The sequence below is a fragment of the Micromonospora profundi genome, assembly GCF_011927785.1.
GTDB lineage: Bacteria > Actinomycetota > Actinomycetes > Mycobacteriales > Micromonosporaceae > Micromonospora > Micromonospora profundi.
Genome location: NZ_JAATJK010000001.1, coordinates 3,294,511 through 3,316,557, shown reverse-complemented (window position 1 = coordinate 3,316,557; position 22,047 = coordinate 3,294,511). Strand labels below are relative to the sequence as shown.

The 22,047-nt window shown below is 68.8% G+C and carries 17 protein-coding genes and 3 pseudogenes; 7 read left to right on the top strand and 13 right to left on the bottom strand.

The window, feature by feature from the left end:
* Nucleotides 1–72 precede the first annotated feature (72 nt).
* A complete protein-coding gene (locus tag F4558_RS32355) occupies nt 73–300 on the bottom strand; it encodes a carbamoyltransferase C-terminal domain-containing protein (RefSeq protein ID WP_167947478.1) in 228 nt (75 codons plus the stop codon).
* Nucleotides 301–1,071: 771 nt separating this feature from the next.
* Between F4558_RS32355 and F4558_RS14570 the strand changes: the two are divergent.
* Together F4558_RS14570 and F4558_RS14565 are read left to right on the top strand one after the other, a co-directional pair.
* Nucleotides 1,072–1,394, top strand: a pseudogene (locus tag F4558_RS14570) (IS110 family transposase); the annotation flags it as partial.
* Between the two features lie 117 nt (nt 1,395–1,511).
* Nucleotides 1,512–1,772, top strand: a complete 261-nt coding sequence (locus F4558_RS14565) for a hypothetical protein (protein ID WP_209274933.1) — start codon at nt 1,512–1,514, stop codon at nt 1,770–1,772.
* Between the two features lie 397 nt (nt 1,773–2,169).
* Here the strand turns inward: F4558_RS14565 and F4558_RS32185 are convergent.
* The 4 genes and pseudogenes from F4558_RS32185 to F4558_RS14545 all read right to left on the bottom strand — a co-directional run bounded on the left by F4558_RS32185 (nt 2,170) and on the right by F4558_RS14545 (nt 8,563).
* A pseudogene (locus tag F4558_RS32185) lies at nt 2,170–2,364 on the bottom strand (hypothetical protein).
* Between the two features lie 57 nt (nt 2,365–2,421).
* Complete coding sequence (locus tag F4558_RS14555; RefSeq protein WP_167944676.1) at nt 2,422–4,677, bottom strand: S8 family serine peptidase; 2,256 nt, start codon at nt 4,675–4,677, stop codon at nt 2,422–2,424.
* Nucleotides 4,678–4,695: 18 nt separating this feature from the next.
* Nucleotides 4,696–5,778 carry an LPXTG cell wall anchor domain-containing protein gene (locus F4558_RS14550; RefSeq protein ID WP_167944674.1) on the bottom strand — a complete coding sequence of 361 codons (1,083 nt, stop codon included), beginning with the start codon at nt 5,776–5,778 and terminating at the stop codon, nt 4,696–4,698.
* Nucleotides 5,779–5,866: 88 nt separating this feature from the next.
* Complete coding sequence (locus tag F4558_RS14545; protein ID WP_167944672.1) at nt 5,867–8,563, bottom strand: LuxR C-terminal-related transcriptional regulator; 2,697 nt, start codon at nt 8,561–8,563, stop codon at nt 5,867–5,869.
* 193 nt (nt 8,564–8,756) lie between these two features.
* Between F4558_RS14545 and F4558_RS14540 the strand changes: the two genes are divergently transcribed.
* Nucleotides 8,757–9,308, top strand: a complete 552-nt coding sequence (locus F4558_RS14540; RefSeq protein ID WP_167944671.1) for a hypothetical protein — start codon at nt 8,757–8,759, stop codon at nt 9,306–9,308.
* 444 nt (nt 9,309–9,752) lie between these two features.
* Here F4558_RS14540 and F4558_RS14535 read toward each other — a convergent pair whose 3' ends face one another.
* The 7 genes and pseudogenes from F4558_RS14535 to F4558_RS14510 all read right to left on the bottom strand — a co-directional run bounded on the left by F4558_RS14535 (nt 9,753) and on the right by F4558_RS14510 (nt 16,163).
* The gene (locus tag F4558_RS14535; RefSeq protein ID WP_245241328.1) at nt 9,753–10,058 is read right to left on the bottom strand and encodes a helix-turn-helix domain-containing protein; all 306 of its coding nucleotides are present in this window, start codon (nt 10,056–10,058) and stop codon (nt 9,753–9,755) included.
* A 611-nt stretch (nt 10,059–10,669) separates the two neighbouring features.
* The gene (locus tag F4558_RS14530; protein WP_053658519.1) at nt 10,670–11,662 is read right to left on the bottom strand and encodes a hypothetical protein; all 993 of its coding nucleotides are present in this window, start codon (nt 11,660–11,662) and stop codon (nt 10,670–10,672) included.
* Complete coding sequence (locus F4558_RS14525) at nt 11,659–12,024, bottom strand: PadR family transcriptional regulator (protein ID WP_053658517.1); 366 nt, start codon at nt 12,022–12,024, stop codon at nt 11,659–11,661. Before F4558_RS14525 ends, F4558_RS14530 begins: the two co-directional genes overlap by 4 nt.
* Nucleotides 12,025–12,997: 973 nt before the next feature.
* Nucleotides 12,998–14,146 (bottom strand): ankyrin repeat domain-containing protein, encoded by a 1,149-nt coding sequence (locus tag F4558_RS14520; protein WP_167944667.1) that lies wholly within the window; start codon nt 14,144–14,146, stop codon nt 12,998–13,000.
* 143 nt (nt 14,147–14,289) lie between these two features.
* Nucleotides 14,290–14,514 carry a hypothetical protein gene (locus F4558_RS14515; RefSeq protein ID WP_053658513.1) on the bottom strand — a complete coding sequence of 75 codons (225 nt, stop codon included), beginning with the start codon at nt 14,512–14,514 and terminating at the stop codon, nt 14,290–14,292.
* A gap of 568 nt (nt 14,515–15,082) precedes the next feature.
* Nucleotides 15,083–15,435 (bottom strand): annotated as a pseudogene (locus F4558_RS32180) (SDR family oxidoreductase); the annotation flags it as partial.
* Between the two features lie 38 nt (nt 15,436–15,473).
* Nucleotides 15,474–16,163 carry a TetR/AcrR family transcriptional regulator gene (locus F4558_RS14510; protein WP_053658530.1) on the bottom strand — a complete coding sequence of 230 codons (690 nt, stop codon included), beginning with the start codon at nt 16,161–16,163 and terminating at the stop codon, nt 15,474–15,476.
* Nucleotides 16,164–16,379: 216 nt separating this feature from the next.
* On the opposite strand from F4558_RS14510, the gene F4558_RS14505 reads away from it, so the two are divergent.
* Genes F4558_RS14505 through F4558_RS14490 form a run of 4 tightly spaced genes read left to right on the top strand, consistent with a single transcriptional unit; the run spans nt 16,380 to nt 19,879 of the window.
* Nucleotides 16,380–17,252 (top strand): SDR family NAD(P)-dependent oxidoreductase, encoded by an 873-nt coding sequence (locus F4558_RS14505; protein ID WP_209273300.1) that lies wholly within the window; start codon nt 16,380–16,382, stop codon nt 17,250–17,252.
* Nucleotides 17,253–17,298: 46 nt separating this feature from the next.
* Nucleotides 17,299–18,036 (top strand): SDR family oxidoreductase, encoded by a 738-nt coding sequence (locus tag F4558_RS14500; RefSeq protein WP_167944663.1) that lies wholly within the window; start codon nt 17,299–17,301, stop codon nt 18,034–18,036.
* 43 nt (nt 18,037–18,079) lie between these two features.
* Nucleotides 18,080–18,598 (top strand): DUF1097 domain-containing protein, encoded by a 519-nt coding sequence (locus F4558_RS14495; protein WP_167944661.1) that lies wholly within the window; start codon nt 18,080–18,082, stop codon nt 18,596–18,598.
* A 12-nt stretch (nt 18,599–18,610) separates the two neighbouring features.
* A complete protein-coding gene (locus F4558_RS14490) occupies nt 18,611–19,879 on the top strand; it encodes a PQQ-dependent sugar dehydrogenase (protein WP_312877336.1) in 1,269 nt (422 codons plus the stop codon).
* Nucleotides 19,880–20,044: 165 nt separating this feature from the next.
* Here F4558_RS14490 and F4558_RS14485 read toward each other — a convergent pair whose 3' ends face one another.
* Complete coding sequence (locus tag F4558_RS14485) at nt 20,045–21,982, bottom strand: Hsp70 family protein (protein ID WP_167944657.1); 1,938 nt, start codon at nt 21,980–21,982, stop codon at nt 20,045–20,047.
* Nucleotides 21,983–22,047: the final 65 nt, after the last annotated feature.

Genomic DNA, 22,047 nt, shown 5'->3' with positions numbered 1-22,047 from the left:
CGCAGCCGCGTGTTGCCGTCAACGTGCACCACGGCGGCCAGCGCGGGGCGGCCCCGCTCTTCGCTGGTGCGGTCACCAGCATATGCGAAAGGTTTCACGCGCCGACGGGGTCAACGGCGTCAAGCACTCCTCCGCCAGCAGGCTGGGAGCCAACGGGCGCCGGGCCTCACGCTGCTTGATAAGATCGAGACGGTCCCGGATCTGTCTCGTCCCCGGGTTCGCCAGCAAGCTGCGGTTGCCGAGCGCCTGCAGGCCGTACTCGGCGCGGCGCTGCCGGGGGAGTGTTGCGACGACCCCTATACTCGGCTGGTTTACACTGTCGACGACCTGGACAAACTTGCGTGAGCATGCCGCTGGGCCACCGGACTACTGGGGGTCAAGGGGTCGTCGGTTCGAATCCGGCCGTCCCGACAGCGAGAGGGTTTCCGCAGGTCAGTGACTTGCGGAAACCCTCAATTTGTTGTTCTGGCTCGATGAAGTGGCGCGTGAGGCGCTGCTGGAACCCTTAACTCGGGTGGTTTTGCGAGCCGATCTTGGTTGCCTCTGCGGTGAATCGCCTGGTAGGCGTACTGCATCGGCGTCGCTGTGGTCGCTGCTGGACCTCTTGACGGCAGGCGATTTCGGACAGACAGGACATGTCCCGTTACCTAATGAGTCCCGAACGGCCCGCCGTGGTCCACGGGATGCCTGCCCGTTACCTGGCCTCTGAAGGTCTTCAAGAAGATCGGCAGCGTGGGCTCGGCGAGCCGTTCGTGTGGTGGTCCGGCTCGTCGAGGACATGCCTGCACACCTCTGGACCGCTTCAGGTCTCGTGCAAGACCGGCGGATCTCGGCAATGCCGGACCACCTCATGACCTTGGCAAGATGTTGATCGTGGTTACAGCCCGCCCGCACGGCGAACACCTCGCATACCGGGAGCCGACGAGCTCTGACTGCGAAGACCGGGACCGTGCGGGTCGCTGGGATCGCGAACGGCTCATCGGAGGGTAGGCCACAGAGCCTCGTCATTAGGGCGCCGCGCGTTTCCGCCAGGGTTGTGCAACTGACCAGGCAGGTGGGAAGGGATACGAGTTGACGGTGTACTGCGGCATCGATTGGGCGGAACGGCATCACGAGATCGCTTTGATCGACGAGCGTGGCCAGTTGGTTGCCAAGGCGCGTATCGGTGACGACGTGGACGGATACACCACGCTGGTGGAGATGCTGGCTGCTGCCGGCGACAGCGTCGACCAGTCGATCCCGGTGGCGATCGAGCCCCACGCGGGCTGCTGGTCGCGGCGCTGCGTGCGAGCGGACGTCGGGTGTACGCGATCAACCCGATGGCGGTGGCGCGCTATCGGGAGCGGTACTCGGTGTCTCGCAAGAAGTCCGACCACGCCGACGCGGTGGTGCTAACGCCACAACGCTGCCCTGATCTGCCTCGCCCGACGCCGCGTCGACGTCCTGTTCGCCATGCCGCGCACCAAGACCCCCTACCAACCGCGAGCCACGTGACAGCGACAATGCCAACCATGCCCACCGACCAGCACGGGTCAATCCGCCCAGGCGACATCTACGAAGACTGCGCCTTCCACCCCGTGCTCTGCACCCACGTTGAGGGCGACCACCTTTCAGGCATCTCACTCATCGACGCGTCCGGTCCCAGAGGGTGCTCGCTGTCCCACTGTGGCGTCATCAAGCTTTCCATCACCGATGTCCTCGCCGCACGATCCGACTGGCCCACCTACGTCGTTCGCCGCAAAGCCGAGTTCGAGGCCGAACACCCGGCTTGACAGAACCCATAGGGACATCCCCCTGTGCCGCTATCGGCTCTTCTGGCCGCACTTCGTAGTGCCGACCGCCGACGGCGAGCCGCTCACTGACTGGATGAACTCGGTTGCGAGGTCCCGCCGCAGCTCGTCGAGCTTCAACAGCTTCTCCGGGCTCCGCCCGCCTGTTCCGTGACCCGTCGCCCTGCCCTGCATTGTTCTGGTTGGACATCACCGTTGGCGGATACACGCCGTTGCTCGCAGCCGTCGCCACCTGTTGCGCATTCGCCGCCGTCGGCATGACCATCCGAGCGAGAAGCCCTGCGCCACAGCCCTTCACCGCCCCGAGCTGAGGCGATCAACGCATTGGCGCCCCGGACCGAGCAGCTGCACGGCCACACGGGCGTCGGATCCGACAATGTCACTCACATTTGTCCTCGGAGCCTCGCCCGTGCTGCTGCAGCAATCGGGAAGGTGTCGGTACACCCGCTGATCACGTCCGTGACGGAGTGCTACCTCGGACGTGACCTTGTACCGGCACGCCTACCACAGGGCGTTCTCCCCGCCGCCGTGGACGACGGGCCGTCACCGGCCCGCCGCGCAGCAGCACGTCCACTCAAGCGACGGTAGGTGGTTCCCGGGTCTGTGGATCTAAAGGTGATTCCCGTCGGGACTACCACATCACGGACGGCATGGGCACCTCCGTGCCGTTGGCGAACCAGTCGTTCCACTTGCGAACGTCGGCCGAGAACGCCGCCGAGGTCGACGGCGCGACGAAGACATCCGCGGCACTGCCCCTGGTGAAGGCGATCACATCGGAGCGCCCGTCGCCGGTGAAGTCGCCCGCGCCGGGGACCGCGACGCCACCGGCGAAGTTGTGGTGCCACACAGTTGGATCACCGAACAGCCGGGTAGCCCAGTAGCCGGCCATCGAGAGGGCGACGCGGACGAACGGCGCGTCACCTCGGGAGAACTCCGCCACATCGTCGCAGCCGTCGCCGTTGAAGTCGCCGACCGCCGGTACCGCGGTGGCCAGAGCGAAGCGGTAGCTCCAGAGCGTCGCACCCGCGAACCGGTAGCCCTGGGAGGAAGCGACCAGTACCCGGCCGGCCCCACCCCGCTCGAAGGCCGCCAGGTCGTCACGCCCGTCGCAGTCGAAGTCGCCGACCAGCGGCACCGCGTCGCCGCCGAGGAACGACTCACTCCACCGCACGGTGGTGCCGACGAAGCCCGTCCCGGTCGACAGCGCCACGTACACCGTTCGGTTGACCGAGGGGCTGCCGAGGACACCCCGGGTCACGGTCGCGATGTCGTCACGGCCGTCACCGTTGAAGTCACCGACCGCCGGAGTTTCGTTGGACGCGGCGAACCAGCTGTGCCACCGCTGCGACGGCCCGAACGACGATCCCGTCGACAGTGCCACGTAGACGTCGGCACTGGTGCCACGGGTGAAGGTGATCAGGTCGGCCCTGCCGTCGCCGTTGACGTCACCGACCATCGGGATCTCTTCACCAGCGCCGAAGTACTCGTGCCACTTCGACCCGGCGCCGAAGCTCGACCCGGTGGAGAGCGCCACCCAGACGTCGGCGGGCGTGCCACGTACGAAGGTGACGATGTCGTCGCGGCCGTCGCCGTTCACATCCGCCCCGGTACGTCCGAAACCGTCGTTGCCCGGACCGTTGACGTCGGTGTAGAGCACCCGGTTGGGCGAGCCCCGGTGGTCGGTGACCCGGTCCCGGCTCGCCTCGTTGATCAGGGTGGCCGCCACCAGTGCCGGTGAGGCGCCCGGGAAACGCTGGAGGTAACGGGCCACCGCACCCGTGACGTGCGCGGTCGCGATGGAGGTTCCGCCGGTCAGTCCGGTGCTGGTGTCGCTGGCATTCGTCGTGGTCGGCACGCTTTCACCCGGGGCGAACAGGTCCACACACCCGCCCCAGTTGGAGCTTGCCGTGCGGTCCTTCAACGCGTGCACAGCGGCGACCGTGACGACCGCAGGCACCCTGGCTGGGGAGGAGCCGCAGGCGTCCTCGTTGCTCTGGCCGGCGGCCGCCACCACCGTGATGCCACGCCTGATCAGCTCGATGGCTGCCGCGTCGACCACCGTACTGGGCGCCGACCGGAAGCTGAAGTTGGCCACGGCCGGGCGGATCGCGTTGACGGCGAGCCAGTCCACGGCCGCGAGGAGGGCCGCCGTGGTGCCGGCGCGGCAACCGATCCGCACCGAGTGCAGGCGGGCCCTCTTGGCCATCCCGTGGACCCGACCGCCGACCACGCCCGCCATCGTCGTGCCGTGGCCGTTGCAGTCGGCTGAACCACCGGGGCCGGTGCCCGCATCGCCGAACGAGACGTCAACGGAGGCCCGACCCTCGAAGTCGTGGTGGCTCTGCCGGATACCGGAGTCGACCACGTACACGTGCACACCCGAGCCGTCCGAGTCCCAGCGGTAGACGTCGTCCATCCCCCGGCGCTGGTCGCTCAGGTCCAGCCCCCACGGCGCATCCACCTGGTCGCCGAGGAACTCCAGCTCCACCTGCTGCTCGACGTACGCGACCTCGGGCTCCTTGCTGAGTGCGTGCGCCGTTTCCAGGGTCGTCGTGACCGCGAAGCCGCGCAGGACGTGCTGGTAGGTGAACTCCAGCTTGCCCGGATAGGTTGCCAGCAGCCGTTCGGCGGTCTGCTCGACGGTTTCCTCATCGGACTTCGGTTTTGCCAGGACCACGACGTAGCCGTCCTGGACGGCGTCCTCGGCCGCCGGCTGGAACTTCTCCTCAGCCGCGGCGGCCGGAGGCCCGGGAGTGAGCAGGGCCAGGACCGTCAGTACGACGGTGGCCAGGGGAAGTCCGCGTCCTCTTCGTGGGGCCGACATCGAATCTCCGATCGGAGTGGTGGCTGACGGCTGGTGCACCCGCTCGACGACGGGCCGGTGCACCAGCCGAGGGTGCTCTGCTCAGGCTCGGTCGGCGCCTGCGCTGAAACGCAGCCGACGACGCCGGGCCAGGAGGAACAGCACCACCCCGGTGCTCACCAGCAACGAACCGGCCAGGGAGAACAGGGTGGTCGAGGCTCCGGTGACCGGCAATCCGCCACCGCCACCGGGCGCGGGCGGGGCAGCGGACGATCCATCGGGCGCCGGCGCCGGCGTCGTCCCGTCCGAGGTCGGCGTCGGCGTACCGCAGACCGGTTCGCCGACGGTGTGCCGGCCCAGTTCGCTGCCGCCCACCGCGTCGCGGACCAGCACGGCGGTCCCGGGCGTGGCCGTCACGTCGACGCGGGCGTCACCACCGGCGGCGAGTACCGCGGTCCCGGCGACGCTGCTTCCGGCGAGCACCTCCACCCGGAACACCCCGCCGGCCGTGCTCGTCAGGTCGACCCTGACCCCTTCGCACGCGTCGGTGAACAGCACCTCGACCTCGTCCGGGGTGCACCGCTCCGGCTTGTCGTAGATGCCGGAGAACCAGTACGCGAAGCCGCTGCCCAGCGGGGTGACCACATAGAACCGGGCACCGTCGGCGAGCCGGAAGTGTACGTTGCGGCTGCCGGTCCCGACGGGTGCGACGTCCCGGCCTCCGACGCCCTCGATCAGCAGTTGGATCCCGGTGATCGGGGTGGTCCCGAGGTTGCCGAACGTGACGAGCAGCGAGGAACACTCACTGGCAGCGGCGACGGTGAGCTGTGGCGGATCCACGCAGTCGTCCGGTGACCGGTGCAGGTAGTCGCGGGTGGGCAGCCCTTCACGCCGGATCTCGAACACGGCACCGTTCCGTGCGCCGTACTTCTGACCGCCCCGCTCCCGCATCTCGAACTCGTCGATGACCACACCGTCGCGCAGCACGGTGGTCGCCCACGTCTCGTCACCGCCGATGGTGCCGGTGTCCCAGTCGAAGGCGACCGCGCCGCACAGGTTCTCGAAGCGGATCTCCGGCGGGTCCGCGCTGGCCGGGGCGGTGGCGGCGAGGACGAGACCACCGACCAGGAGGAGTGAACCGACGGCGGTGCCGAGCAGCCGACGGAGGAGAACGGGTGTGCGCATGCTGATGTGCCTTCCGGAAGGACGAGAGCCTGTTCGAGACGCTCAAGCGCAGCACGGCCGCGACCCGGACGCATGAGTGCCGGAGTACTCAATTCGGATTCAGGTTGCCGGTGGAGAGGGCACCCCGCAGCTCCGCCCGTCCGGCGACGCCCAGCTTGCGGTATGCCCGGTTCAGGTGGTTCTCCACGGTGCGCTCCGACAGGTGTAACCGCTGCGCGATCGACCTGGTCCGTTCGCCGGCCGCCGCAGCCAGCACGATCTGCTGTTCTCGGGCGGTCAGTCGGCCCACCGCCGTGCGTGGCCTCAGCGCCGGGGAGTTGACCGGTTCGGCGATGCGGGCCAGGTGGATGTCGATGACCAGCTGCGCCCTCGGCACCCCGCCGGGCTCGTCGCCGGCCGGCCACCGGGAACCTGCGAGGCTGGCCGCCTCGGCGGCGTGCAGGGGCATGTCGTACCGGCCGAACCGGTCGGCGACGTCGAGCAGGCTCTCGGCGTCGCCGGCGACGGCTGCGGTGGCGTACCGGACGACGGCCGTGCCGAGCGCCCATCCGGGAGCGGGTGGGTGGCGGTCGAGCAGCCGGGCCGCTGTCCCGGCAGCGCCGAGCCGGACCAGGTCGAGCGCACCAATGGTGGCGGCGCCGACCGCACCGAGCCGGGCATGCTCGGCGACGGCGTCGGCGAGTACGACGATTCCAGCTCCGCCGTCCCCGTGGGCCGCGCCGTGCCATGCGCGGGCGCGGGCAACCTCCATGTCGAACAGCCGGACCGAAGCCGGGCCGCTCGCGTACCGATCCAGATCGGTGAGGGCATCGTCCACCTCCCACCCGAGCTGGACGCAGGCCTGCACGCGGACCGCCGAGGCCCAGCGGCATACCGGGCGCAGGCCGATGTCGCCGGCCACCAGGCGGGACTCCTGTGCCCAGCGCAGAGCCGTGCGGGGCTGGCCCCTGACCAGCGAGACCTGGGCCAGCACAAGAGCGTGCAGCGCCTGGCTGACCGGATCGGGCGGATGCAGGCTGGTCTCGTACCCCGCCCGGGCGAGTTCGAGCGCTGACCCGGGGTCGGGACGGTAGCAGCGCACCAGTGCGAGGAACGGGGAGATTCCACTGCTTTGCATCTGGCTTGATCCGACGTGGTGCCGGGCCAGCGGCAGCGTCTCCAGGATCAACGCCTCCGCCTCGGCGATCCGACCGGCGAGCAGCAGCGCGCACCCGGCGGCGCAGCCGGCGGCGAGCCGGAACGAGACCGGACCGGCCCGGCGCAGGGTTGCCAGGGCCGTATCGATCACCGTGCAGTCGAGCTGGTACGACCGCAGGTAGAGACCGTAGGCGTCGAGCCCGTCGCGCCAGGGGCCAGGCGCTCCCGGTCCAACCGGTTTGTCGGAGCGGGGTTGCCCCGTCCCGGCTCCCGCCCGTCCCGCCGCGAGTTCGAGCATGGTACGTGCGGCGTGCACATCGTCGGCGGCGTGCACGAGGATCTCGGCGTGCTGGATCGCCACCTGGCAGCGGTCCTCCTCCGTCCCGTCGAGGGCGACCTGCTCGCTCAGCTCGACACAGAGCGCCACGGCTTCGTCCGCCCGTCCCAGGTGGGCCAGTGCGCGGACCGAGGCCAGCCCGGCCAGGATGCCGCCCCCGGCAGACCAGGCACGGTGCGCGAATCGCTGAGCCAGGGCGTACTCCCGGGTCAACGCGGCCCGCTCGGCGGCGGCCAACATGAGTACGGGGTTGACGGGGCCACCGCCGTCCAGCCACCACAGCGCGATCTGGATGAGGTTCCCGGGGCCCGGTGGGCCCCCGGCACCCAAAGCGTCGGCGAGTCGGCGGACGTGTCGCCGGCGGCCCAGAGCCGGGGTGTCGGCCCGGAGCAGCTCGCCGTAGAGCGGATGGCGGAGCCGGACCACCGGTTGATCCCCGAGGTCCACAGCGATCAGCCCCCGGCGCTCCAGCGCTTCCAGCACCTCCTCACCTGTGATGGCGCACGCCACCGGCAGGGGGACGGGTTCGCCTGCGGCAAGCAGTTCCAGTGCATCTCTTTCCCCCGTCCCGGTGTCAGCGAGCCGACCCCGTAGCAGCTCGGCCAGCCGGGGGACCGCTGTCATCGGACCGGTGAGCTGCCAGAGGCCGCCCAGGCGATCGAGGAGGCCGGATTCGAGCGCCGAGGCGACCAGTTCGCGCAGGAAGAGTGGATTCCCGCTGGCGGCGTCGCGCAGGCGACGCAGCGTACGACCCTCCACCGGACCGTCCAGAGCGGCAACCAGCAGGGTGTCGGACGCCTGCGGACCGAGCGCGGCGAGGTCGATCCGGACGACGCCGGCGTCTTTCCACAGCGCGGTCAGCGCATCCCGGACCGGCTCGTCGGTACGCGCCGTGGCGAGCAGCGTGAGCAGTCCCTCGACGACGGCCTGGTGAAGTACGGCGAGCGATGTCTCGTCGAGCCGGTGGGCGTCGTCGACGAACAGGATCGTCGGGCCCTGCTCGGCGAGTCGACGGAGGCCGAGCAGGCCGATTTGCACGGGGTCCAGGTTGACAGGCCGGCTGTCGACAGACGGGAGCAGCCCGGTGAGCCCGGCGAGTGTCAGACCGGACCCGGCGACCGGCCAGCGCACGGGCAGGACCCGGACACCTCGTATCCGGTCGGCCGCTTCGTGGGCCAGACGGGTCTTGCCCACCCCGGTCGGCCCGGCGAGCAGCGCGCCCGGAGACCCGGCGACCCGCAGCGCGGCCACCGCCGCGGCCAGTTCCTTGTCGCGGCCGATGAGTGGCGGGTCGCTAGCCGGCCAGGTCATGGCTGCACCCTAGTCCGAGTGAACCCACGTTCGACTCAGGCGAACCGGTGGGGAGGCTCAGGCGGGAGGCCCGGGTCGTACTCCTGCGGAACGGGGACCTGCCTCGGACAGGTCACGGATTGCTTGTCGGGATGGGACACACTGGCGCTACCGCCGGCGGCTGCCGTTGGCGGGTTCTCCGACAGGAGCCGCCATGAAGGCCAGGAAGATCATCTCGACCGTCATCGCGTTCACCCTCACTCTCACGGTCGTGCTGCTGCCGGCCGGTCCGGCGGCGGCCGACACCGCGCTGGACGGCTGCTACGACTCGACCACTCCGCAGCACCAGGACCCCGCCGCCTGGCTCGCGCCGGGAAGCCGGCAGACGACGTGGTCGTCGCCCATCAGCATCATTCACGGGGACGCCTTCCGGGTGAGAGCGCAGGGCAGCGTCCAGATCGACCTGTGGGGCACCACCAAGAGCATCGCCGGCGAGCTACCGGCCGCTCCCGCCACCGGCGGGTGGCCGGCGCCCGGTGCACCCCGGTATGCGCTCATAGCCCGCGTCACCACGGGCTCGATGTGGGTGAAGAAGACCAGCCGGACCCACGGGTCCAGCTCCTGGTTCCCGGTCGGCACCGACAGCGACTGCATGCTGTTCTCCAGCAACGGCGACCCGGTACCGCAGCTGGTCTTCACCTTCAACGACAACAACCTGGGCGACAACAGCGGTGGGGGCGGGGTCGTCGTACGGCAGTGGTTCTGACCAGGTGGGCACTCAGGCGCCGGAAGCCTTCGTGTCGTCCAGCACCCGATCGGCGAAGACCAGCATCGGCTCGTCGGCCCGGGGGCAACGCGTCCAGGACCCGAACCACGTCCCCGAACGGCGGTCCGGACGACGCGGGTCAGGGTGCCTTCGCGGCCCAACGCCTCGCGTTTCAGCTCGGCCGGCGCGGGCGCCGGCAGCTGCGCGGCGGCCGCGTCCAACGCCGCGAGTAGCGCCTCGACGGAGGCGCGGTCGCCGTCCAACGGCACCGAGGTCGGCGTCGATGGCGGCCAGCAGCCGGTCGCACTCGGCGACCCGGGCAGTGCGGCGAGCCGCCCGGGCGGTCGCGCCGATGTGCTCGCAGGCCTGCCCACGGATGCAACCCGCGGAACCTTGGCGCTCGAACCGGCGTAGCAATGAGTCTCTGCGGGCCTACGACACCTGTCACGGCCGGCACGCCGCCCGTCCTACGAGTCGGTACGACCGGCGGCGTGTCCTCTCGACTGTCAGCCGGCGTCGGGCGCCCACCAGATGCGGCTGTGCAGATCGGTGCCGCGGATGACCTGGACGCGCCAGGGGGTCAGCCGCAGCACGTGCAGCTTCGGGTCCGTCAGCGCCCTGTTCGCGGTAGCGATCTGTCCAGCGTTTCGCGGTCCGCCACGACACGTCATAACGCCGCGCTGCCTGGGCGACCGACCAGCCCTCGTCCACGACCAGACGCGCCAGGCGCAGACGTGCCCGTGGGGTCAAGCACCATTACGGTGGAGCATGAAGGCGGGTCGACGGGGTCAACGGAGCCCGACGCTATTCTGATCTGACAGCAGGCTGGGAGCCAGCAGGCACCAGTCCTCGCGCTGCTTGATCAGATTGACATGGTCCGCATTTTGGGGCGGCGCCAGGTGTGCCAGCCGTTACCGAACATCCGCAGGCCGAAATCGGCGTAGTGGTGGGGGAGTGCTGCGTCAACCCCTTTACTCGGCTGGTTTACACTGTCGGCGACCTGGACAGATGTGCGTGAGCATGCCGCTGGGCCACCGGACTACTGGGGGTCAAGGGGTCGTCGGTTCGAATCCGGCCGTCCCGACAAGGTGAAACAGCAGGTCAGAGGGCTGGTCCGAAACATCGGGCCGGCCTTTCTGGCTTCCTGGGGACCACGCCGGTCAAGTGCGCTGTCCGGTAGCGCTCCTTGACCGTTGGTCAAGGTCCACGGCTGATCTCTTGCCTGCCAAACACTTCGCCACCCGCGTCCAGGTGGCCCGTATGCGGGGTCGCCCCGATCCCCGATCCCCGATCCTCAGGGATCCGCTACTACGGTCGCCGCTCGGTGCACTGGATGTCCCAATAGCCATTATTCGTTGACGCTATTTGCCGCAGTTTGGGCACGGCTCGTGCACGGGTAAGGCCGGAGTGTTGGCCGCCGCGCTGGAACGTACTCGGATTGTGAGCGCCACAGCCAGGGTGGTTCCGCCAAGCAGGAAAATGATGGCGGCTGTCGCGGTGATAACGCGGAAGTCGGCATAGCCGGCACCGACGGCGGGGGCGATGTTCTCGGTCAGAGGGTAGAGGGCGAGTAGTCCGACCGGGGTGAACAGGACAAGAAGGGCCCAAAGCCCTCGGGCGTCACCGCGCAGCGACAGCACCGCCGCGGTGAGCATCGCCGTCAGCAAGAGAGCGGCGCTGGCTTCCGGAAGGAATGCGGCTCCATAACTGAACCGATAGAACCAGGTGCTTCTCCCGGACAGGACTCCGACTGCGATGAGGGCTGCCGCCGAAGCAGTCGCCAAAGGCATGAGGCGATGGCGTCGCGCCGTATAGGGCCGAATTGCCAGTGCCAAGATACCCAGCGATGCCTGGGGAACCAGAACGAACAAGTATGGGCGGGGCAGATCGAACAGGGCGGCGACGGGCACCACGGCAGCGGTGATAGACAGTGCCAGGCCGATGGCAACGTGCACCCGGGCCGGGGCAACGACATGAACGACGGCCGCCAGCAACCAACAGGCCCACACGACGATGCCGGTGGTAGCGAAGGGCCCGAAGGATGGTGCGCCCCACGTATCCGAAGTGGTGACCACCTCGGCGGCGGCCCAGAAGCCAGCGAGAGCGGTCGCGGTGAGGAAGCTGAGAACAGCAGCGAGGCGTACGCCGGGTAGGAGGTCGGCAGCGCCGGCAGCGCGTAGGCGCTCACGGACACCCCCAGCCAGCACGTCCGTCACGTCTAGGATCGACGGCCAGCGGCGGTCGGGTCCGGCCAGGTCGAGATATGTGCAAACGATCTCGGCGCCTCGTGCCTGGCGGTAGCCGGCGGGGTAGGCCCAGAGCAATTTCTGATAGCGGCGCTCCAAGTCCCTCATGCCAGTCCTCCCAAGGCGCGCGGGGCGGCGGGCCGGGCGGCGGGCGTCGAGTTGCCCAAGCGGGCGGTCGCCGCCTCCACGTTGCGCCGCAGGCGCTCGGTCTCATCAGCGAGGGTGGCATTACCGGTGAGGGAGAGGCGGTAGTAGCGGCGCAGGCGGCCGTCAACTACCTCCTCTCGGTCGGCCTCGATGAGGTCCGCGTCCACCAACCGGTCAAGCGCGCCGTACAACGTGCCTGGCCGCATTGACAGCCGGCCCCCGGACAGGGTCGCGACCTCTCTGATGATCCCGTAGCCGTGCAGTGGCGGGCCGGCGAGAGCGGTGAGAATCCAAAAGGTTGGCTCCCGCAGCGGTGTGTCCACCCTGGGAATGTATCGACCGCGAAGGTATGGCGGGGGCGAAACACCTGGAAGACACCGATCCGGCCGGTAGCTCGTTCCCGTGCGACCTCCAGCCGTGGCCGCACTTACCAAACCGCGTCCTGGGGTAGCCCAGTGCGTCAGCGTTCGGGGACCAGGTGGGGACCACACGTCGTGCGCGATGGTGCGCGGCACGACATCGACCGCACGGCCTGATCTTGGGGATAGCGTGTGTGACGTGCGGGAACGCTTACCAAATCGTCCTGGGGGTCAAGGGGTCGTCGGTTCGAATCCGGCCGTCCCGACAGAGTTTCGGCAGGTCAGAGGGCTGATCCGGAAATCGGGTCGGCCCTTTCGCCGTTCTGGGGACCAAGATCAGCCAAGTTGAAGCGTGCCTAGCGCTGCTTGACCGACGGTCAAGTCTTGAGCGTTCACAGGGCACACCCGCCGAATCAGTCGCTACCTGCGTCAAGGCGGCCCGCAAGCGGGCCGCGCCGGCCCGGCCCCGGCCTGCTGCCGACCTCCGGCCGGCATCGGCCGGGCCAGCCGGCCACGCTGACAAACGACAAGACCTTGAAACCTTTGGCGTTCGTCCCGAACCCCGATCCTCCTCAGAGATGCCGCCGAGCATCACCTCGCCGGGCACCACAAGGGCTACCAGGCTCTCGGGACTGGGCCAATGTGGATCTCCCGGGGCGACCTTGGCCCCGTCCCGGGAGCCTGGACGTCGGAGACTGCCCGACGAGGAGATCCCGCTCTACGACTCGGATTCGCGTGCAGTGCCGGCGTGCCCTTAGCGTGCCATTCGGACGGGCAGGACAGCAGGGGGCAGCCGAGGCCACGAGTGACCGCCGAGACCACGCCGTCATGCCGATGGCTGCCGGACATCGACAGTGTCTAAGCTGGCAATGCGGGTTCGAATCCCGTCATCCGCCCAAGAATCAATATGGGCTGCGAGCACACTGCCGGACGCAAGTCAGGGCAACTGGGCATTGAGTTCGTCGAGCGCGTCATGGACGTACTCCTGTCCGAGGCCGTCCGGCAGCGTGGCGCGGACCGCGTAGGCGAGCTCCACGAATGCCTGCCGTACCGTGGCCAGCTCTGCCCTGGTCAGCTCGATGCGGTGCCATGACGCTGTGGGCGACTTGGCCGGATCGTCGACGAACCTGTAGGCGACGGTCTGGGCCAGCGCGTACGGGGTGCCGGTCCGCGTTTCCCACTCGTCATCGCCCAATTCCTCCGCCGCGCACGCGATGAGCTGCCCCCAGCGGCGGAACTCTGCCGGATCGCCGCGCAGCTCGTACCCGGTGGGATGCAGCCGCACGGCCGTACGTGTGATCGGTACGTCGTCCAGGCCAACGCTCATCTCGCCGAGTTGGAACTGAACGTTCTGCCGCTGCCAGCCCTGTGCGATCTCGAGCGCGCCCGCATGGTCAGCGCCGGCCAGCAGCAGCGCGGTGCTCACGGCCCGCTCGTTCCGTTCGATGGCGTGCATCAGCGCGGTGTGCCCGTAGCCATCGACCGCGTTCGGATCAGCGCCTGCGGTGAGCAGCACGTCAACGGCGGCGTGGTCACCGCGCCGAGCGGCGAGGATGAGCGCTGGGGTGCCGTCGGAGCGCCGCGAGCTCGGATCAGCGCCATGGCCAAGTAGCATGCGGATCGTGGCAGGTGCGGCCGATCCCAGCACGGCCTGGACGATCGGGCTCTCCTCGCCAGGCGCGGCCTCGGCACCTAGTTCCAGCAGGTAGCGCAAAACCTCCAACGCTGCGGCCTGGGGTCGGTGTCGGGTGGCGGCGATCGCGGTGGCGAGAAGGCTGCCACGGTCGGTGCCCTCGGCCTTGAGGGCGCCACGATCGACGAGTAGCCGGACGACGTCGAGGTGACCATTGCTCACCGCCGACCGCAGCGGCGACTGGTACTGCGGCCTCCTCGCCCGCAGCGACGCCCCCGCGTTCACCAGCAATTGGGCGATCTCTAGCCGCCCCGTACTCGCCGCCTCGGACAGCACGGTCACGGTGAAGCGGCTGGCGGCGGAGTCGGGGTCGGCGCCGTCCGCGAGCGCTTTCGCCACGGCCGCCGGATTGGCCGCACGGACGGCCGCAACGAGCTCTGCATCACGATCCATGCCAACGACCCTATGTGGTTCGTATCGGCAGGACGCGCTCCAGAAGCTGCATGCGCGGTCCCGGGGAGCATGCCCGTTCCACGATGTGCGGACTCACGGCGGAGATGGGCTTCAGGCAGGGGCAGCGACGCCGAGGCCATCGCTCAGTCGAGCAGTCCCGGAACCCGCTCCCGAAGCATGGCCATCACCCGCGACAGCCCAGCGTCCAGGTCGTCACCGCCCCATTCCACGAGTTCCCCGCCCAGCGGCTCGCCCCACACCCGCACCGTCCAGCGCCTCCGTTCGCGTTCGCCGTCCATCTTGACGATGGCGACCAGGCCGTGATCCCCGGACTGGAAATGCAACTCCGGTTCACGCCACCGGTGCACAGAAACGACACATCCGGTTTGACCATCCACAACGGCCACCACGCGCACATCCGCGGTTGCCCCTGGTGAGGCACCTCCTACCGGAGCGGTGGCCGGACCCACCTCACCCGCAATGGATTCCTGCCATGACTCGCACTGCACCTCAGGGGCAAGCTGCGGCGGGTTCACCGGCTCCCCGCTGAGGCACACGAGCCCCAAGGCTGCCAGCGCCGCCACGAGCCACGGGTTTGTCGTCCTGCGAGGCGACGGAGGGCGGGCCGGCGCACTCAGATCGATGACGGGCATAGGGCAAGTTATCCGATGGGCAGGTAACCCGCTCGTACCGACGCGGGCCATCCACGGGCCAGTAACCGTGGCGCGCAGCGGTCATGAGCGGGCACGAGCGGGCACGAGCGGCATGGGGCTCTGCCGCCGCCCGACAGGCGTTTCGGACATCACGGCCCGTTGAGCGCGCTCTTCCAAATTGATCTCCTACCGCGCTACCGCCCCCGCAGGCCCGATCTCGTTCACGTCATCTGTTGATCACGCAGAGGTAGCTCGGTGCCACGCAGACTGTCCGGTGATGCCGCTACCAGGCGAGTGGTCGTCGCTGGTAGAAGAGCCCTCCGGACGGGCCGTCTGAGGGCAGCGTCGCGAGCCATACGAAGGTGCCCGCAGCTTCATCAGGCGTGGACTTCGCCTTCCCGTAGGCCAGGCGGGTGTCGACCTTTCCCGGAGACGCCGCGTTCACCAAGATGCCGTCGTCCTTGAGTTCAGCTGCGAGGATGCAGGTCAGGGCGTTAACCCAGCTTTCGACACGCGGTAGGAGACGCTGCCGGTTCCCATTTCGTCAAACGTGCCCATGTGGCTGGTGACGTTGACGATCCTGCCGTACCCCTTCCTCATCTCGGGGATGGCTGCGGTGCAGCAGCGCCAATTCCCACAAACGCATCCGGGCGATCTCGGCATACCCGGGTGGGTCAGCCTTGGTTGATCCGGTGCAGCCATTCGCCTAGGAGCGCGCGTTCTGCCGCGGTGAGCACAGTGGCTTCGTCGAGGGAGGCGTGCAGCGAGACGGCCGCATTTTGCAGCCTGGCAGAGGCGGCCACGGTGATGGTGTCGTTGGTTATCGTGGCCAGCACGGACTCCCGGGCCATGGTGGACAGATTGAGGTCGCGGTTTTCGGGTGGTGTTGCGATGAGGGTGAGCGTCACACCCTTGCCGGTGGAGTGGACGAGCTGGGCGGCACGTTCCTCGGTGACTCGTAGGCGACCGGCCTGGGCGATGCGTTTCACCCTGTAGGCGAGCAAATCGGCTGCCTGCCGGGCGGCCGATGTTTCGTGACCGGGGCGTGCCTCGCCGAAGATGAGGGTGTAGAACGAGGGCTGGGCGAGGCCGAATTCAACGTGCAGGTCCCAGCCGGCGCGGAGATCCTCGACGGGGTCTTCGCTGTCGTCGAGTTGCTGCTTCTTGGCCAGATATGAGGCAAGGCCGTAGCTGCCGGTGGCGTCGAGCAGGCCCTGCATGTCGCCGAAGAGCCGGTAGATCGCTGGTGCCTGAACGCTCGCTGCTGCGCAGACCGCACGCGTGGAGATGGCATCGCGCCCACCCTCAGAGAGCAGCGTCGCTGCAGCCTCGATGATGCGGTCACGGGTGGCCTTGGCGGGCATGGTCGCACTGTACTGCGTCCGTTTGCCGCTCACGCCACGGCTCCGCGGCCCGTCATGGGCGTGCCCCATGACCTCCGCCAACCAGCCGCAGCGGGCGTCGACTCCCCAGATGGTATCGCTGCTAATGCTTGCATGTTATCGCCCTTATGGTAGCGTCTTAACCAGAGGAACGTTATCTACGATACCATCGGAGGTACCACAATGTCCGTCATCCTTGTGACCGGAGCCGGCACCGGGATCGGCAATCTCGCTGCTCTGCAACTCGCGGGGGCGGGGCACACCGTTTACGCCAGCATGCGTGACGTCGCCCGCCGCAACGCCGACCGCGCCACGGCCATGCGAGAGCAGGCGGAGCGCAAAGGTGTCGATCTCCATGTGATCGAGCTGGACGTGACTTCGCAGGAGTCGGCTGACACGGCCGTGCGGACCGTCGCTGATCAGCACGGCACGCTGGACGTGGTGATCAATAACGCCGGGCACCTGAACGTGGGCTACGTCGAGGCGTTCACCGACCAGGACGTGATGCGCCTGATCGATGTCAACGCCGTCGGCGCGCACCGGGTGAACCGCGCAGTCCTGCCGTACTTTCGGCAGCGGCGGGCCGGTGTGCTCATGTACGTCGGGAGCACCATCCCGGTCACCACCCCGCCGTTCCTCGGCCCGTACGTGGTCTCCAAGGCCGCTATGGACGCGCTGGCCGTGGTGACCGCGTACGAAGCCAACGCCTTCGGCATCGAGACCGTGATCGTGATGCCGGGTGCGATCACCGAGGGCACCGAGCACTTCCCGAACGCCGGCCGCGCCAGCGATCAGGATGTGACGGCCGCCTATTCCGCGCTCGACCCCTTGGTCGAACGCAACGAGCACGCCACCGCCGGACTGCTCAAGCACCCGCTGATGGGCGCTGCCGGGGTCGCCGAGGAAATCGTGCGGGTGCTCGGCCTGCCGTTCGGTGAGAAGCCCTTCCGAACCGTGATCGACGACGCTCACGCCGGTGTGGAGCGCGTCAATGACATCGCGTACGAGACCCGCGCCGATTTCGTCCGCCGATTGGGATTCGCAGGTCTGCTGTCTCCGTCGCGCTCCTGACCCAGACCCGAATACCACCATTTCGCGAACGAGAAGGAGCATCAACATGTCCACCAACCACAACCGCGTTGCCGTCGTCACCGGCGGTTCCAGGGGAATAGGCCGGGCAGTCGCGGAACGCCTGGCCGCCGACGGGCTGGATGTCGTGATCGTGTTCGCCGCCAACGAGGTCGAGGCCAAAGCCGCGGTCACGGCGATTCAGGAGGCCGGCGGCAGGTCCCACGCCATCCAGGCCGACGTGGCCGACGAGAGCGCGGTGAAAGCCCTGTTCGACATGACGGAGCAGTTGTTCGGCGGTGTCGACGTGGTCGTGAACGCCGCCGGCACCATGGTCCTTCAACCGGTCGCCGAACTCGACCTCGACGAGTTCGACCGGATGCACCGCACCAACGTTCGAGGCACCTTCGTCGTCGCCCGGGAGGCGGCCGGTCGCCTGCGCGACGGTGGCGCCATCGTCAACTTCTCCACGTCGGTGACCCGGCTCAACCTGCCCACCTACGCCGCATACGCCGCGAGCAAGGCCGCAGTCGAGGCGCTCGGGCCGATCCTGGCCAGGGAACTGCGCGGGCGGGACATCACCGTCAACGCCGTCGCACCGGGGCCCACCGCGACAGCCCTGTTCCTCGAGGGCAAGAGCGACGAAATGATCCGGAACATCGCCGGTCAGAACCCGATGGAGCGACTCGGGCGCCCGGAGGACATCGCCGAGGTGATCTCCCTGCTCGCCGGACGTGGGCGCTGGATCAACGGACAGACGATCTACGTCAACGGCGGCGCCGCCTGACCACCGGAAAACCCTCAGAGAATCGACCTCGAGAGGAAAGACCGTGGCACAGCAAATCATGAAACCGACCACCCCCGCGCCGGCCGAAACGACTCCATCCCGTAGCCAGTTCATCCGGTTCACCGTCATCGCCGCCGTCATCGCCGCCGTAGCAGCGCTGCTCAGCGAGTCGCTCGGGGTGCATGCCTGGGCGATGTTCGTCGGATGGGTCGCGTGGTTCACCCGCCCCGCCTCCGCCACTCAGGGCCTGCACTCCATGCTCAGCCTCTGGGCAGGAATGCTCCTGGCTGCCGGCGGGCACTTCATCGTCGCGTTCCTGTCCTCGCACATCGGCATGGCCGCCCTGCCCGTCGCTGTTTTCGTGCTGGCCTGCGTCGCGGTCGGTATGCGCACGACGCCCCCGCTGAACAACATGATCGCCTGGTTCCTCGGCCTCATCGCGTTCTTCGCTCTGGAATCGGACAACGTCCTGACCGGCCTGCTCACGCTCGTCGCCGCCAGCGTCATCGGTGGCGCCGCCGGCTACGCCTGCCAGCGCCTGCAGGGGCGATTCGCCTCCTGACCGACGCACACCATGACCGGTACGCGTGACCACCACCGTGCCGGGCGAACGGACTGTCGACCGTCCAGCTCCCCGCAGAACCAGCCGGACGTCGACGATCCGTCCCGTTCGAGCAACCACATTCTCTTGTCACCGGAGGAAAGAAGCATGTCGCAGCCATCGCACCGCCGAATCTCGCTGATCGCAGGCCTAGCCGTGGCGCTTGCCCTATCGGCCTGCTCATCCGGCCCCGAACCGGCCACCAGCCCCGCGGACGGGCCGCCCGGTGCCGCCCGCAGCAGCGGCCCGGTCGCAACGCTGGGTGAACCTACCGAACTCGTCTCCGGGCTCGAAGCACCTTGGGGATTGACGTTCCTGCCGGACCGCTCTGCGCTGGTGTCGGAACGGATTACCGGCGAGATCGTCCGAATCTCGGCCGACGGCGGCACAGCGGCCACGGTCGGCGTCGTGCCCGATGTGGTGGCAAGCTCAGAAGGCGGCCTGCTCGGCATCATCGCCTCGCGCGACTTCGCCACCGACCGTACGGTCTTCGCCTCGGTCTCCGGAGCGCGCGAGAACTCGATCGTCGCGCTGCGGATCGCCGCCGACTTCCGTTCGCTCACCCGGGTCCGGGTGCTGCTGGACGGCATCCAGACCGCCGACCGGCACCACGGCGGCCGGATCGCGATCGGACCGGACGGCAACCTGTGGATCGGAACCGGCGACGCGTTCGAGCCGCAGAACGCCGCCGACGACGCCACGGTCAACGGCAAGATCCTCCGCATCCGGCCGGACGGCTCGATCCCGGACGACAACCCGACACCCGACTCACCCATCTACTCCTCCGGGCATCGCAACGTGCAAGGCATCGCCTTCGGCCCGGACGCGACGCCATACGCGTCCGAACTGGGGCACCGGACCTGGGACGAGGTAAACGTGCTGAAGGCGGGCCGGGACTACGGTTGGCCGGAGTCCGAGGGCGTTCAGGGCGGCACCGGGGAACCCCCGATCCTCACCCTGCACCCCGACGAGGCCTCGCCTTCGGGCGTCACCTACGCCGCCGGCTCACTGTGGATCGGCGCCCTCGGCGGACAGCGGTTGTGGCAGCAGCCGGTCAACGAGGGCGTCACCGTCGGAGATCCGATCCAGCATTTCCACGGCGACTACGGCCGCATCCGCACGGTTGAAACGGCCCCCGACGGAACCCTCTGGCTCATCACCTCCAACACCGACCGCGCCACCTGGGGCGGCACCGCCCCACGGCCAGGCGACGACCGCATCCTGCGAGTACCGGTCCGATGACGTCGCCGGGCCTGCGAGCGCGTTCGGGGTCGTCTGTTGCGGACGGTGTGGCGGCCTCACGTCGACCGTGGTGGTGGGCAGGGTGTGAATCCATGAGGTGAAAGGAATCCGAACCAGAACGGTACATGGCGCTCCGCGAGAGGTCGGAATGCTCCTTCAGGTCTTTCAGTCGCTTGATGGGTTGGTGAGGCGTCGCAGCGCTGTTCCTGGCTGGGGGAAGGCGAGCCGCAGGGTGTGTGCGGTGAGTCGGATGGCCCACCAGGTGAGGGCGGCGAGGTAGCCGACGATGAGGGCGCCGGTGGTGTCGACGGTGAAGACGAGGGCGTAGCCGATGGCGAGGCCGGGTGCGGTGATGGCGCGGATCGTGCGGCTGCGGCTGATGGTGAGGGCGGTGGCTATGCCGAGGAGGGCTGCGCCGATGCTGCCGGCGATTGCGGCGATGGTGTTCGTGGAGATGGGTGTGGTGAGGGTGAGTGCGGCGCGCATGAGGTAGATGCCGGCGGTGGCGGTGATCGCGTGGGTGATGGCGGGGCGGGTCATGGCAAGCCAGGTGGGTAGTGCGTCGGCGGGGATGCGGGGTGCGGTGGCGGCGATGAGGGCGGCGCAGGCTGCGAGGGGGAGGGCGGCGCCGAGGGTCCATGTGAGGTAGGGGGTGTAGTCGTATTCGACGGCGGTGCCGGTGGCCAGGCCGTAGAGCGCGGCGGTGATGGTGCCGCCGACGGCGGTGGTGAGGTATCCGCGTCGGATGAGGCTGCCGGTGGTGGGTTCGGGTGTTGATGCGGTGGTCGTGCCGGCGAGCCAGGTGGTGGGTGCCAGGTGCGCCACGGCGAATGCGGCGAGTATGACGAGTGCACCGGCGGCGCCGAGTTGCGGTAGTGAGGTGCGGACGCCGACGACCCAGGTGCTATAGGTGGAGATGTAAGCGGTGAACACGGCTTGCAGGAGCAGGACCAGGGAACAGGCGCCGAGGAGCAGGGCGCCGGTGAGGTCGCTGATGCGTAGGCGCACGCGGGGCAGCTGTGCGGCGGCTGCGGGGCCTGATTGGTGGGTGGTGGTGAGGCAGAGCGCCCCGTCGGCGAGGGCGTGGGGGTGGTCGATGAGCGTAGGGGTTTTGCCGGCAGCTGCGGTGAGCGCTTCGGCCAGCACGGGGACGCCGAGGGCTGGTCTGAGGACGACGCCGGCGAGGTGTGTGGTGTCGACGTCGGCCGCGTCGAGGAGCCCGTTGACTGCGCCGGGGATCTGGTCGAGGAGGGGCTGCGCGGCGGCCGTGACGTCGTGACGGGTGATGACGGCGGGTGGGCGGGGCGCGGGCAGCAGGATCGCTGCTTGGTCTTGGGACGCGAGCAGACTTCTGGCGGCCCGAACAGATTCCAGGAGAATGCGCCTGTCGCCCGTTTCATCGCTCCTGGCTGCGGTCATCGCCGCTCGGAGCGGGTCGGCGTCGATGGTTGCCATCGCGACGACGCGTTGGGCGATGAGGTGGTCGAGGCCCTGGTCGAGGCTGATCTGTCGTGTCGCGAGTTCGCGGTAGCCGTCGGTAGCGGTCTGCAGGACGGTGAGGGTCGCCGGTTCGCGGTCTGCCTGGCAGACCAGCACGCAGGAGCCTGCCGGCACGGTGCCGCCGAGCATTGTGGCGTAGGCGGCGAGGGCGGCGGGTGCGGTGACCAGAGCCGGTGGTGGAAACCCTGCGCGGGTTGCTGCCTCGTTGACGTGTCCGCAGCGGCGTGGTCCCCAGCTCGATGGGACGGTGACGGTGAGCGCGGTGATCGGCCCGTTGGTGTGGACGGCAGCGTGATGGGTGACGTGGCGCAGCACGGTGGCGAGCAGATCCACCGGGTCGGGTTGCGCCGCGTCGACACTGTTGGTGGGCCGGCCGAGGAGGTCAGCCGGGTTACCGACGAACCGGTGGTCGGCCGGCAGCGACATCGCGGCCGTGGCGTCGAGGCCGAGGTAGATCTCCCCCGCCGGGCCGATCGCGGCGCCGGGCGGCATGACGAGGCGACCGTCGATGAGGATGGGGATCTTCAGGCCGTGGCGGCTGACAGTGGCCGCGATGGCCGACGAGCTGAGGTCGATCGACAACACAGTGCCCCCGCTTGGCATGAGGGGCAGTCTCGCCGGTGAGGGCAACCGGGTGTCAACCATGATCCGCAGAACGTGACTCGTTG